This is a genomic window from Streptomyces sp. NBC_00247 (assembly GCF_036188265.1).
Lineage (GTDB): Bacteria > Actinomycetota > Actinomycetes > Streptomycetales > Streptomycetaceae > Streptomyces.
Genome location: NZ_CP108093.1, coordinates 5,765,133 through 5,776,903 on the forward strand (window position 1 = coordinate 5,765,133; position 11,771 = coordinate 5,776,903).

The following is an 11,771-nucleotide window of genomic DNA, read 5'->3' on the forward strand; positions in this document are numbered from 1 at the left end:
ATGCCGCCGGCCGACGGCCGGCCGGCGTACCGGACACGGGCCCACGGCCCTGCGGGCGTTCAGCCCTCCGCCGGGGCCTCCCAGTCGGCCAGCGGCACGACGTCCTTGAGGAAACCGCGTACGCCCAGGAACTGCGACAGGTGCTCACGGTGCTCCTCGCAGGCCAGCCAGGTCTTGCGGCGCTCCGGGGTGTGCAGCTTGGGGTTGTTCCAGGCGAGCACCCATACCGCGTCCGCGCGGCAGCCCTTGGCGGAACAGACGGGCGCACCGGTGTCGCTCTCGGCGGAAGTCAGGGGGAAGTTCACGGCCTCCACCCTAAGACAGCCGGTGCGGCGCTCTCCTCGCGCGTCCGGAGGGCGAGAAAAAACGACGCCGAGCAGCCACGGGGGGAGCTGCTCGGCGTCGGTCTCTCGCTCCGACGGGGGATGCGGAGCGTACGAAGGAGTATGTCACGCACACCCTGTCGCGGTGCACCCGAACTCCATGATTGAACTGAGGTTTTCCTGAGCTCCGCGGACGGTGAACCTCATCCGTGCTCGTGCGGATACCGGGGGCGACCGTCCGCGCCGAAGGCGCTGTCCGCGCCCGTTCCGGCGTGGTTCCCGGCCCCCGTTCCCGGGTCGGCCGAGGCGCCGGCTGCCACCCCGGACCCCGGCTCCAGAGCAGGCCGCACGGGTGCGGGCACGAAGGTGGACGGCAGTGAAGGGGCGTTCTCCCGGCCCGCGTTGGCGACGACCACTGCCACGTACGGCAGCAGCAGGCCCAGGGCCAGCGCCACCATCGAGATGTGCCGCTCGACGTTCCAGAGGACGGCCGCGAGGATCACCGACACCGTCCGCACGGACATCGAGATCACGTACCGTCGCTGCCGGCCGCGCACGTCGTCGGCCAGTCCCTGCCGGGCCCCCGTGATCCGGAAGACCTCCGCGTCGTCCCGCTTGCCCCTCATGTTCCCACCGCCTGCTCGCTGTGCCGGACGCCTCGGACCGGACCGCTCCCAAGGTACGCCCGGCACGCTCCGCGAACGAGACCGGGTGGGCCGGCCGCACACCTTCCGGCCGCGGGTTCCGCCCGTACGGAAGCGCCCGGCGTGCGCCACGGGTCCCCGCACACGAGACTTGGGCGCGTACCCGCATGACGCGCAGTTCGAGGAGGCGGTATGAGCTGGTTGTGGGCGATCATCGTGGGCCTGGTGCTGGGGCTGATCGCGAAGGCGATCCTGCCCGGCAAGCAGGACATCCCTCTGTGGCTGACGACCGTGTTCGGCATCATCGGCAGCATCCTCGGTAACGCCGTCGCGGCGTGGATCGGCGTCGAGGACACCAAAGGCATCGACTGGATCCGGCACGTGCTCCAGTTGATCGGCGCGGTGGCGGTGGTCGGTGTCGGTGACGTCGTCTGGCAGTCGATCCGAGGCCACGGCAAACAGAGGACCTGACCCCGCACACGGCGAAGGCCGGGCACGCGACGTCGCGTGCCCGGCCTTCGCCGTGTGCGGAAGGCGTCAGCCCGCGGCGATCTCGATCACCGCGAGGTTCTTCTTGCCCCGGCGCAGCACCAGCCACCGCCCGTACAACAGGTCCTCGGCGGCGGGCAGGGCGTCACCGTCGGTGATCTTGGCGTTGTTCAGGTAGGCGCCGCCCTCGTTCACCGTGCGACGGGCACCCGACTTGCTCGGCGCGAGACCGGCCTCGACCAGCAGGTCCACCAGCGGCGCCGGCTCGGAGAGCTTCGCGTGCGGCAGCTCGGAGAGCGCCGCGCCCAGCGTCGCCTCGTCCAGCTCACCCAGCTCGCCCTGGCCGAACAGCGCCTTCGACGCGGCGATGACGGCCGCGCACTGGTCGGCGCCGTGCACCAGGGTGGTCAGCTCCTCGGCCAGCGCGCGCTGCGCCGTACGAGCCTGCGGACGCTCCTCGGTGACCTTCTCCAGCTCCTCCAGCTCCGCCTGCGGCTTGAAGCTCAGGATGCGCATGTACGGGGAGATGTCGCGGTCGTCGACGTTCAGCCAGAACTGGTAGAAGGCGTACGGGGTCGTCATCTCCGGGTCCAGCCAGACGGCGCCGCCCTCGGTCTTGCCGAACTTCGTGCCGTCCGCCTTGACCATCAGCGGGGTCGCCAGCGCGTGCACCGTCGCCGCGGGCTCCACCCGGTGGATCAGGTCGATGCCGGCCGTGAGGTTGCCCCACTGGTCGCTGCCGCCCTGCTGGAGGACGCAGCCGTGGCGCCGGTACAGCTCCAGGAAGTCCATGGACTGGAGCAGCTGGTAGCTGAACTCGGTGTAGCTGATGCCCTCCTGTGACTCCAGGCGGCGGGCCACCGAGTCCTTGGCCAGCATCTTGTTGACCCGGAAGTGCTTGCCGATGTCCCGCAGGAACTGGATCGCGGACATGCCCGCGGTCCAGTCCAGGTTGTTCACCATGACCGCCGCGTTCTCGCCCTCGAAGGACAGGAACGGCTCGATCTGCGAGCGCAGCCGGGTCACCCAGGCGGCGATGGTCTCCGGGTCGTTCAGCGTGCGCTCGGCGGTGGGACGGGGGTCGCCGATCTGACCGGTCGCCCCGCCCACCAGCGCCAGCGGCCGGTGGCCCGCCCGCTGGAGCCGGCGCATCGTGAGCACCTGGACCAGGTGGCCGACGTGCAGGCTGGACGCGGTCGGGTCGTAGCCGCAATAGAAGGTGACCGGACCGTCGCCAAGAGCCTTGCGCAGGGCGTCCTCGTCAGTGGACTGGGCGAACAGCCCGCGCCACTTGAGCTCGTCGACGATGTCCGTCACGGTTCCGTGTCTCCTTCAGCGTGTGAACAGTGGGCCTCCGTGCCTGGTGGGCCCACGCCCGGCCAGTCTAAGCGGTGTCCCGGGCCGCCCCCGATGGGTTTACGGGCCGGGCCCGGCTCAGACCCCCTGGCTGACCGAGCTCATGTGGAAGTCCGGGACGCGCAGTGCGGGCATCGCGGCGCGGGTGAACCAGTCGCCCCACTCGCGCGGCAGCGTCCGCTCGGTGCGACCGGCCTCCGAAGCGCGGGAGAGCAGGTCGACGGGCGACTCGTTGAACCGGAAGTTGTTCACCTCGCCGACCACCTTGCCGTCCTCCACCAGGTAGACCCCGTCCCGGGTCAGCCCGGTCAGCAGCAGCGTCGCCGGATCGACCTCGCGGATGTACCAGAGGCAGGTCAGCAGGAGTGCCCGGCCGGTGGTGGCCGCGACCATCTCGTCCAGCGTCCGCTCGCCGCCGCCCTCCAGCAGCAGGTTGTCGATGGCCGGAGCCACCGGGAGCCCGGTCAGGGCCGCCGTGTGCCGGGTGGTGGTCAGCCGCTCCAGCCGGCCGCCGCCGATCCAGTCGGTCGGCTCCAGCGGCAGCCCGTTGTCGAAGACCGACGCCCCGTCCCCCGAGGAGTGCGCGATCACGAACGGGGCCGACTCCAGCCCCGGCGCGTGCGGGTCGCTGCGCAGGGTCAGCGGCAGCCGCGCGAGCTTTTCGCCCAGCCGCGTCCCGCCCCCCGGCCGGGAGAACACCGTCCGGCCCTCGATGGCGTCCCGGGCCGTCGAGGACCAGATCTGGTAGATCAGCAGGTCCGCCACGGCGGTCGGCGGCAGCAGCGTCTGGTACCGGCCGGCCGGCAGCTCGATCCGCCGCCGCGCCCAGCCGAGGCGCTGGGCCAGCTCGTCGTCGAGGGCCGCCGGGTCGACGTCCTTGAAGTCCCGGGTGGCCCGCCCCGCCCACGCGGACCGGGAGCGGTCCGGCGACTTGGCGTTCAGTTCCAGCGTGCCGTTCGGCTGGTCGTGCCGCAGCCGCAGCCCCGCGGAGGTGCCCAGGTAGGTCGAGGTCATCTCGTGGTGTGCGAAGCCGTACAGCTCCCGGCCGCCCTCGCGGGCCCGGGCGAAGGCCTCGCCGAGCGCCGGGGCGAAGTCGGCGAAGACGTCCGGGCCGGTCTCGGCGGGGGCGTCGGTGAAGTCCGCGTGGACCGGTACGCCGGTCACCGGCGGCTGCGCGTCCTCGGCCGGGCCCGCCGCGCGGGCCGCCGCCTCGGCCGCCCGTACCAGCGGCTCCAGGTCGTCGGCGGTGACCCCGGTGCGCGAGACGACACCGGAGGCGGTTCCCTCGGCGCCGTCCACGGTGGCGACGACCGTCAGCGTCCGGCCCCGGGTCACACCGTTGGTGGTGAGGGCGTTGCCAGCCCACCGCAGATTCGTCGAGGAGGTCTCGTCGGCGATGACCACCAGGCCGTCGGACGTGGACAGTCCGAGGGCGCGCTCGACGATCTCGTACGGCTTGCTCACGCGGCTCATCGGCCCGCCTCCTGCGTCGTGTTGAGGATGTTCACGCCTCGGAAGAGAGCGGAGGGGCAGCCGTGCGAGACGGCCGCGACCTGGCCCGGCTGGGCCTTGCCGCAGTTGAAGGCGCCGCCCAGCACGTACGTCTGCGGGCCGCCGACCTTCTCCATCGAGCCCCAGAAGTCCGTGGTGGTCGCCTGGTACGCGACGTCCCGCAGCTGACCGGCGAGCCGGCCGTTCTCGATGCGGAAGAAGCGCTGCCCGGTGAACTGGAAGTTGTAGCGCTGCATGTCGATCGACCAGGAGCGGTCACCGACCACGTAGATCCCGCGCTCGACCCCGCCGATCAGATCCTCGGTGGAGAGCCCGCCCGGGTCCGGCCGCAGCGAGACGTTGGCCATCCGCTGCACCGGCACATGGCCCGGCGAATCGGCGTACGCGCAGCCGTTGGACCGGCCCAGGCCCGTCAACTTTGCCGTCCTGCGGTCGAGTTGGTAGCCGACAAGGGTGCCGTCCCTGACCAGGTCCCAGGACTGCGCCTCGACGCCCTCGTCGTCGTACCCGATCGTCGCCAGCCCGTGCTCGGCCGTCCGGTCGCCCGTCACGTTCATCGCGGGGGAACCGTACGTCAGCTTCCCCAGCTGGTCGAAGGTGGCGAACGAGGTGCCGGCGTACGCCGCCTCGTACCCCAGTGCCCGGTCCAGCTCGGTGGCGTGGCCGATCGACTCGTGGATGGTCAGCCAGAGGTTCGACGGGTCGACGACCAGGTCGTACGTCCCCGCCTCCACGCCCGGCGCCCGCATCTTCTCGGCCAGCAGCTCCGGAATGCGCTCCAGCTCGTCGTTCCAGTCCCAGCCGGTGCCGGTCAGGTACTCCCAGCCGCGGCCCACCGGCGGCGCGATCGTCCGCATCGAGTCGAAGTCGCCCGTCGCGGAGTCCACCGCCACGGCCGTCAACTGCGGATGCAGCCGTACCCGCTGCTGGGTGGTGACCGTGCCGGCCGTGTCCGCGTAGAACTTGTTCTCGTGGACGGTCGTCAGCGAGGCGTCCACGTGCGCGACCCCGGCCGCTCCGAGCAGCCGCCCGCTCCACTCGGCGAGCAGCCCGGTCTTCTCCCCGACGGGTACGGAGAACGGGTCGATCTCGTAACGGGACACCCAGGTCCGCTCCCCGTGCACCGGCTCGTCCGCCAGCTCCACCCGCTCGTCGCTGCCCGCCGCCGCGATCACCTTCGCCGACAGTTTCGCCATGGCGACGGCCTGCGAGGCCACCTTCGCCGCCGCGTCCATCGTCAGACCGACGCCGGACGCGAACCCCCACGCCCCGCCGTGCACGACCCGCACCGCGTACCCCAGGTCGGTGGTGTCCGAGGAACCGGAGGGGCGGGCGTCGCGCAGCCGCAGCGTCGCGCTCCGCACCCGCTCGAAGCGGAAGTCCGCGTGCGTGGAGCCGAGCGCGCGGGCCCGTGCGAGGGCCGCGTCGGCGAGGGCCCCAAGGGGCAGGGAGAGAAACGACGGGTCGATGTCATGGGCCACGGACGGCCTCCCTTGCGCTGTGGAATCGTGCCCGGGGTGGAAGTCAATCACGGTGCGGCGGGGGCGTGATGGACGGTTACGGTCATCGCACGCCGAGGGCGCCGGGGCGGCGTCCGGCACCCGTCGCGGTCCGCCCGGCACGCCCCCGCGACCGGAGCCGACTGTAGAAACCCCACAGCACCTCGCACGAGCCACTGTCAGGGCCCGATTCTCCGTACACCGCACCGTAACGATAGGTTTTCGGCGTACCAGACCGTCAAGGAAAGGGTGATCCGTTGAGCCGCTCGGTTCTCGTCACCGGAGGAAACCGGGGCATCGGCCTCGCCATCGCCCGCGCCTTCGTCGACAACGGCGACAAGGTGGCGATCACGTACCGCTCCGGCGAGCCGCCGGCCGAGCTCACCGAGGCGGGTGTGCTCGCGGTCCGCTGCGACATCACCGACGCCGAGCAGGTGGAGCAGGCCTACAAGGAGATCGAGGAGAAGCAGGGTCCCGTCGAGGTGCTGGTGGCCAACGCCGGCATCACCAAGGACCAGCTCCTCATGCGGATGTCGGAGGAGGACTTCACGTCCGTCGTCGACACCAACCTCACCGGCACCTTCCGGGTGGTCAAGCGCGCCAACCGCGCCATGCTGCGCGCGAAGAAGGGCCGCGTGGTCCTCATCTCCTCCGTCGTGGGCCTCCTCGGCTCGGCGGGACAGGCCAACTACGCCGCTTCCAAGGCGGGACTGGTCGGGTTCGCCCGGTCACTGGCCCGTGAGCTCGGCTCGCGGAACATCACTTTCAACGTCGTCGCACCCGGCTTCGTCGACACCGACATGACACAGGTGCTCACCGAGGAGCAGCGCGCGGGCATCGTCGCCCAGGTGCCGCTCGGCCGCTACGCGCGGCCCGAGGAGGTCGCCTCGGCGGTCCGCTTCCTCGCCTCCGACGACGCGTCGTACATCACTGGAGCCGTCATCCCCGTTGACGGCGGATTGGGCATGGGTCACTGATCACCATGAGCGGAATTCTCGACGGCAAGCGCATCCTCATCACCGGGGTGCTGATGGAGTCGTCCATCGCGTTCCACACCGCGAAGGTGGCCCAGGAGCAGGGCGCGGAGATCATCCTCACCGCCTTCCCCCGCCCCACCCTGACCGAGCGCATCGCCAAGAAGCTCCCCAAGCCCGCGAAGGTCCTGGAGCTCGACGTCACCAACGCCGAGCACCTCGACCGCCTCGCCGGGCTGGTCCGCGACGAACTCGGCACGCTGGACGGCGTCGTCCACTCCATCGGCTTCGCGCCGCAGGACGCCCTCGGCGGCAACTTCCTGAACACCCCGTTCGAGTCGGTCGCCACCGCGATGCACGTCTCGGCGTTCTCGCTGAAGTCGCTCGCGATGGCCTGCAAGCCGCTGATGGGGGAGGGCGGCTCGATCGTCGGTCTCACCTTCGACGCGCAGTTCGCATGGCCGCAGTACGACTGGATGGGCCCGGCGAAGGCGGCTCTGGAGGCCACCTCCCGCTACCTCGCCCGCGACCTCGGCGCGGACAACATCCGCTGCAACCTGATCTCCGCCGGTCCCCTCGGCTCGATGGCCGCGAAGTCCATCCCCGGCTTCGGCGACCTCGCGAAGGTCTGGGACACCCGCTCCCCGCTGGCCTGGGACATGAACGACCCGGAGCCGGCCGGCCGTGGCGTGGTCGCGCTCCTCTCCGACTTCTTCCCGAAGACCACGGGAGAGATCATCCACGTCGACGGTGGCGTGCACATGATCGGCGCCTGACCCGTACGGCCCCTCTGCCGGCCGCGCACCCGCACCGGATCTCCTCCGGCGGGGTGCGCGGCCGACGTGCGTCCCGGCCCCGGCGGGCCGGGCCCGGAGGGGGAGAGCCCGCCGGGCGTCCGGGACCCCGCCGACGGCCGGCCCGTGCCGCCCCGGGTCGTAAAGACCGGCGATCCACCGCAGAATGTGGAGGAACCGGACTCTGGTCAGGCTGCGGGGAGGAGATTGCCGTGCGTCCCACGCGTCGCCGCACCTGGGTACTGCTCGTCTCCGCGGCAGCCGTCGTCGCGCTCATGGTCCCCGCCGGGATCTACGCCGCCGGATCGGGCGGAGTCGCTGATTCCGGCACCCGCGCGCCGCGCGCGCCGTCCCCGGAGCCCGCCGGGTCCGAGTGCCGCACCACGGTCGAGGGCTCCCTGGTGATCTCCTACTGCCACAATCCGTACCCCTCCCTCGACGTCGTCCGGCTGCACACGGAGTGCGCCCGGTGGTGGGACGTGGACGGCGACGGCGCGGCGGTGGCCGTCGAGCCGGGGCGAACGGTCCGGCTGCAGGACCGCTGCTGGAAAGAGGTGGCCACGGCCTGGGTCACCCACAGCGCGAACGACGGCCGGGACGCGGACACGGGCTGATCCCGTCGCCCGGCGGGGGCGCCCCTCAGCCCCGCTCCGGCGGGCAGTGCAGCGCGTGGCCCCCCGCTTCCTCGGCCGCCGTCCGCGCGTCGCCCTCGCGGATCGCCTCCACCATGCGGCCGTGGTCCATGAGGTCCTCGGGCCGCAGCTCGGGGCCCACGTCCCCGCGCAGGTAGTCGCGCAGGACGTCGCTCAGGTCCGCGTAGATCTCGGTCAGCACGTCGTTGTGCGCGGCGGCGACGATCGCCAGGTGCAGGGTGGCGTCCGCCGCGACGAAGGCCTCCGCGTCCCTGGCCGCCCAGCTCTCCTCGCGCCGCGCCATCAGGGCGTCCATCTGCTTGAGGTCCCGGTCGGTGCGCCGCGCGGCCGCCAGCCGTGCCGCCGACGACTCCAGCACGGACCGGAGTTCGGCCACGTGGCGCGGGTCGGCGGTCGCGAAGCGCCGCTGCATCACCCCGGCCAGCTCGCTGGTGGCCACCACGTACGTCCCCGAGCCCTGGCGGATGTCCAGCAGGCCGTTGTGGGCGAGGGCGCGCACCGCCTCGCGGACCGTGTTCCGGGCCACCCCGAGCTGCTCGACCAGCTCCGGTTCGGTGGGGATGCGCGAGCCGACGGGCCACTCGCCCGAGGTGATCTGGTTCCTCAGCTGGGCAATCACCTGGTCGGCGAGTGCCGAGCGCCGGGGGGAGGTCAGCGCCATGAGACTCCTTGTTCCGCGTTCCGCAGTGCTCCGCAACGTTCCGGGCCCTCGGTGGGCCGTGAACCTCCCGGTGGCCGGGTGCGGCGAGGCGTGGACCGGATTCTGTCAGCAGAGCCGGGGGCGTCCGACCCCCGGGAGCCCGTCGCCGGGGTGCCCGACCCCCCGGGAGCCCGTCGCCGGGGTGGACAACCAATCATCCCATGATTCTATGATGGCGCCATGGTGGAAGACGTTACCGAGACCCCCGGCCCGACGGCCACGACCCAGGCACGGGCGACCGGGCCGACCGCCCCGAAGCCCGAGAGCCCCGACGGGGGCCCCGCCGCGGGAATCTCCCCGTGGCTGCCGCGCCTGCTCGCCGCCGGTCTCGTCCTGGCCGCGCTCAACCTCCGCCCGGCCATCACCAGCCTGGGCTCCCTCCTCGAAGAGGTGCGCGACGGGCTCCACATGAGCGGCGGAGTCGCCGGTGCCCTCACCTCGGTGCCGCAGCTCTGCTTCGCGGTGTTCGGGATCACCGCCCCCCGCCTCGCCCGGAAGTTCGGCCCTCCGGCGGTCGTCCTCGCGGGTATGGTCGCGATCACCGCGGGCCTGCTGATCCGCCCCTTCGCCGGCTCCACCGCCGGATTCCTGCTCGCCAGCACGCTCGCGCTGATGGGCATCGCCGTCGGCAACGTCCTGATGCCGGTCATCGTCAAGCGCTGGTTCCCCGACCGCGTCGGACCGATGACCGGCCTGTACTCGATGGCCCTCTCGCTGGGCACCGCCCTGGCGGCGGCGGCCACCGTCCCGGTGACCGACGCGCTCGGCGGCAGCTGGCGGACCGGCCTCGCCGTCTGGGCCGCGCTCGGCGTCCTCGCCGTGCTGGTCTGGATCCCGTTGGTGCGCAGGGGCAACGGAATCGCCCCGGAGAGCGCGGGAGCCGGTGCCGTCCCGGCCGGCCCGCAGCCGCTCCCCGCCGGTTTCCGGATCGGCCGCAGCTCGACCGCCTGGGCCCTCGCCTGCTTCTTCGGGCTCCAGTCCACCGCCGCGTACATCACCATGGGCTGGATGCCCCAGATCTTCCGGGACGCGGGCATCTCGGCGAGCACGGCAGGCGTCTTGCTCGCGGTCACCATGGTCATGGGCGTGCCGCTCGCCTTCGTCATCCCCCGGGTCGCCGCGGGGATGCGTACGCAGGGACCCATCGTCCTCTTCCTCGGGATCTGCGGCCTGGCCGGATACGCGGGTCTCTACCTCGCTCCGGCGGGCGGCGCCTGGGCCTGGGCGGTGCTGCTGGGCGTCTCCAACTGCGCCTTCCCGCTCGCCCTCACCATGATCGGCCTGCGGGCCCGTACCGGCACGGGCGTCGCCCGGCTCTCGGTGTTCGCCCAGTCCACCGGTTACCTGATCTCGATCCCGGGCCCGTTGCTGGTCGGTGTGCTCAACGAGCACAGCGGCGGCTGGGGGCTGCCCATCGCCTTCATGGCGGCGCTGATGGTTCCGCAGATCGTGGCGGGTGTACTCGCCGGACGGGACCGGACGATCGACGGCCGGGGGTGAGATGCGAGACTTGCCCCATGCCAGTGCTCGATCCGAATCCCCAGAACGGCCAGAAGAAGCTTCTCCTCGTCCTCGGGGCCATGCTTCTCATCACTGTGATCATCGGAGTCATCGCCTCGGTCTTCTCCCCCTGACGTTCTTCTCCCCCGACGGTCTTCTCCCTCCGACGGTCTTCTCCCTCCGACGGTCTTCTCCTTCCGACGGCCCTCTCCTTCCGGCACCGGCGGCCGGGCGCACGGACCGGGACCATCGGGACGACCGGGACGCGGCTCGCGGCGAGGGTGGGGACAACCCCACCATCCCCTAGGGGGCCAGGTTCAGGGTCGAGTGGGTGGGTCACCGGATGGGCGGCCCGTCCGCTCTTCCGTAGGTTCTGAGTAAAGGAACCCACGACCCCCGGAGGCGGACATGCCGGCCCCTACGAACCCCCGGCCCGCGCGCGGGCCGGCCGCCGGGTCACCGGTGCGGCTGCCCTGGTGGGCCGTGGTGCTCCCGGTGCTCGCGTTCGCCGCGCTGCTGCTCGTGATGGCCGACCCGGAGCAGGCGCACGCCGTGTCCACCGACCCCGGTTTCGGCCGGTTCGTCGAGCGTGCGCTCGATCAGTTGTCCTACTGAACGGTCGGCCCGGCCACTCCCGGGCCCTCGCTGTCACCCCTGGCGGTCGAGCCCGTCAACACCCTGCGCCCAGGGCCGCGATTCGTGCGAAGCTGAACGACATGAGCGTCGACACACCTCGCAGGATCGTTCTTCTCCGGCACGCGAAGGCGGAATGGTCGCAAGCGTCCGACCACGAGCGACCACTGGCCGAGCGCGGACGCAAGGACGCGCCGGTGGCCGGGCGCAAGCTCGCCGGCTCCGGCATCGACTTCGACCTCGCCCTGTGCTCGACCGCCGTCAGGACGCGGGAGACCTGGAAGCTGGCGGTCCACGAGTTCGGGCAGCGCCCCAGGACCGTGTACGAGGAGCGGCTGTACGAAGCCTCACTCGGCGAACTCGTCGCCCTCTTCAACGAGACCCCCGACGAGGTGCGCAACCTGCTCGTCATCGGCCACAACCCCGGGATGCACGGTGCGGCGGACGCCCTCGCGGGCTCGGCCGAAGGCGACGCGCTCACCCGGATGACCAGGGACGGGTTCCCGACCGCCGCCTTCGCCGTCCTGGAGTTCCCCGGGACGTGGAAGAGCGTCGAACTCGGAGCCGGCCGGCTCACCGACTACTGGACGCCCATCGACTGACCGGCCCCGGCCGGTTTCACCTCCCGACGACCGGGCCCCGGCACTGCGCAGGCGTGCCGGGGCCCCGTCCGTCGCCGCGTCCCGCGGCGCGT

14 protein-coding genes are annotated in these 11,771 nt (G+C 71.9%); 8 read left to right on the forward strand and 6 right to left on the reverse strand.

All coding sequences use genetic code 11. The features are described from left to right. Positions 1-59: 59 nt before the first annotated feature. Together OHT52_RS25090 and OHT52_RS25095 are read right to left on the reverse strand one after the other, a co-directional pair. Positions 60-305, reverse strand: coding sequence for a hypothetical protein (locus OHT52_RS25090; RefSeq protein WP_328722449.1), 246 nt, complete (start codon positions 303-305; stop codon positions 60-62). A 221-nt stretch (positions 306-526) separates the two neighbouring features. Further along, complete coding sequence (locus OHT52_RS25095) at positions 527-949, reverse strand: DUF3099 domain-containing protein (protein ID WP_328722450.1); 423 nt, start codon at positions 947-949, stop codon at positions 527-529. A gap of 210 nt (positions 950-1,159) precedes the next feature. On the opposite strand from OHT52_RS25095, the gene OHT52_RS25100 reads away from it, so the two are divergent. Continuing rightward, positions 1,160-1,438 (forward strand): GlsB/YeaQ/YmgE family stress response membrane protein, encoded by a 279-nt coding sequence (locus OHT52_RS25100; RefSeq protein WP_266702929.1) that lies wholly within the window; start codon positions 1,160-1,162, stop codon positions 1,436-1,438. Positions 1,439-1,504: 66 nt separating this feature from the next. Here the strand turns inward: OHT52_RS25100 and tyrS are convergent, their stop codons facing one another. The 3 genes from tyrS to OHT52_RS25115 form a co-directional block, all read right to left on the reverse strand. Further along, entirely contained in the window at positions 1,505-2,773 is a 1,269-nt protein-coding gene (gene tyrS / locus OHT52_RS25105) for a tyrosine--tRNA ligase (protein ID WP_328722451.1), read from the reverse strand. A 117-nt stretch (positions 2,774-2,890) separates the two neighbouring features. Continuing rightward, positions 2,891-4,285: a metallopeptidase TldD-related protein gene (locus OHT52_RS25110; protein WP_328722452.1), complete on the reverse strand. Its 1,395-nt coding sequence runs from the start codon at positions 4,283-4,285 to the stop codon at positions 2,891-2,893. Continuing rightward, entirely contained in the window at positions 4,282-5,805 is a 1,524-nt protein-coding gene (locus OHT52_RS25115; RefSeq protein ID WP_328722453.1) for a TldD/PmbA family protein, read from the reverse strand. The genes OHT52_RS25110 and OHT52_RS25115 overlap by 4 nt, the downstream gene beginning before the upstream one ends. Positions 5,806-6,080: 275 nt before the next feature. On the opposite strand from OHT52_RS25115, the gene fabG reads away from it, so the two are divergent. The 3 genes from fabG to OHT52_RS25130 all read left to right on the forward strand — a co-directional run bounded on the left by fabG (position 6,081) and on the right by OHT52_RS25130 (position 8,205). Then, positions 6,081-6,800: a 3-oxoacyl-[acyl-carrier-protein] reductase gene (gene fabG, locus OHT52_RS25120; protein ID WP_328722454.1), complete on the forward strand. Its 720-nt coding sequence runs from the start codon at positions 6,081-6,083 to the stop codon at positions 6,798-6,800. 5 nt (positions 6,801-6,805) lie between these two features. Continuing rightward, positions 6,806-7,573, forward strand: coding sequence for an enoyl-ACP reductase FabI (gene fabI, locus OHT52_RS25125; RefSeq protein ID WP_328722455.1), 768 nt, complete (start codon positions 6,806-6,808; stop codon positions 7,571-7,573). A 230-nt stretch (positions 7,574-7,803) separates the two neighbouring features. Then, positions 7,804-8,205: a hypothetical protein gene (locus OHT52_RS25130; RefSeq protein ID WP_328722456.1), complete on the forward strand. Its 402-nt coding sequence runs from the start codon at positions 7,804-7,806 to the stop codon at positions 8,203-8,205. 25 nt (positions 8,206-8,230) lie between these two features. On the opposite strand, the gene OHT52_RS25135 is transcribed toward OHT52_RS25130, so the two are convergent. Continuing rightward, on the reverse strand, positions 8,231-8,905 hold the full coding sequence (locus OHT52_RS25135) for a FadR/GntR family transcriptional regulator (RefSeq protein WP_328722457.1): 675 nt from the start codon (positions 8,903-8,905) through the stop codon (positions 8,231-8,233). Positions 8,906-9,124: 219 nt separating this feature from the next. Here OHT52_RS25135 and OHT52_RS25140 point away from each other — a divergent pair, with 219 nt between their 5' ends. From OHT52_RS25140 to OHT52_RS25155, 4 genes are all read left to right on the forward strand, one after another. Further along, complete coding sequence (locus OHT52_RS25140) at positions 9,125-10,444, forward strand: CynX/NimT family MFS transporter (RefSeq protein ID WP_328722458.1); 1,320 nt, start codon at positions 9,125-9,127, stop codon at positions 10,442-10,444. Between the two features lie 17 nt (positions 10,445-10,461). Further along, on the forward strand, positions 10,462-10,578 hold the full coding sequence (locus OHT52_RS25145) for an SGM_5486 family transporter-associated protein (RefSeq protein WP_328722459.1): 117 nt from the start codon (positions 10,462-10,464) through the stop codon (positions 10,576-10,578). A gap of 274 nt (positions 10,579-10,852) precedes the next feature. After that, positions 10,853-11,059 (forward strand): hypothetical protein, encoded by a 207-nt coding sequence (locus OHT52_RS25150; RefSeq protein ID WP_328722460.1) that lies wholly within the window; start codon positions 10,853-10,855, stop codon positions 11,057-11,059. Positions 11,060-11,160: 101 nt separating this feature from the next. Continuing rightward, positions 11,161-11,679, forward strand: coding sequence for a SixA phosphatase family protein (locus tag OHT52_RS25155; RefSeq protein ID WP_328722461.1), 519 nt, complete (start codon positions 11,161-11,163; stop codon positions 11,677-11,679). The last annotated feature ends 92 nt before the right edge of the window (positions 11,680-11,771 follow it).